General features: G+C 42.9%; 2 pseudogenes. Both read left to right on the forward strand.

Annotated features, from left to right (window positions below):
* Positions 1-250: pseudogene (locus tag R7044_RS27105) on the forward strand (TIGR01212 family radical SAM protein); the annotation flags it as partial.
* A 34-nt stretch (positions 251-284) separates the two neighbouring features.
* Positions 285-566: pseudogene (locus tag R7044_RS27110) on the forward strand (diguanylate cyclase); the annotation flags it as partial.

The following is a 566-nucleotide window of genomic DNA, read 5'->3' on the forward strand; positions in this document are numbered from 1 at the left end:
ATTGGAAGAATATGTTGCGATTGCCAGTGAAATGATTCGTATGACGCCTGCTGATGTTGTGTTTCATCGTGTCTCTTCCGCAGCTCGTCGTCCAACGTTGTTGTCCCCGCTTTGGTGTGAAAACCGTTGGTTAGCCATGACTGAAATTGGTCGCGCATTAAATAAAGATGGCGCTCAAGGCAGTTTAATAGGAAAGCCTTTTATCTACACGAAGCCGGAATTAAAAGCAGATTGCTCAATAAATAACTGATATATTTTTAGCAGTTTGCTTTATAGGTGGAAAAATGGATCAGTTACTTAATTGGCTTTGGAATGGGCAGGAGAGTTATGGATATATTGTCCTGCTATCGATAGTCAGTGCGATTGCGATAGCACTTATCTACTTTCGTTTCCAAAACGCACTTAAGCAGCTTATTACTGATTCGCCTTATCCAGTGCTGGTGCTAGATGCCAGCCATGGACAAATCCTACTTTCGAATCAAGCAGCGATGCAGTTGCTTGGCATTCGATCTCTGGGTACAGGCTTTTTGTACCCAGCCTTGTTTGAGCTTCACAAACTTTCTTCG

This window comes from Vibrio sp. 1402, from assembly GCF_033340275.1.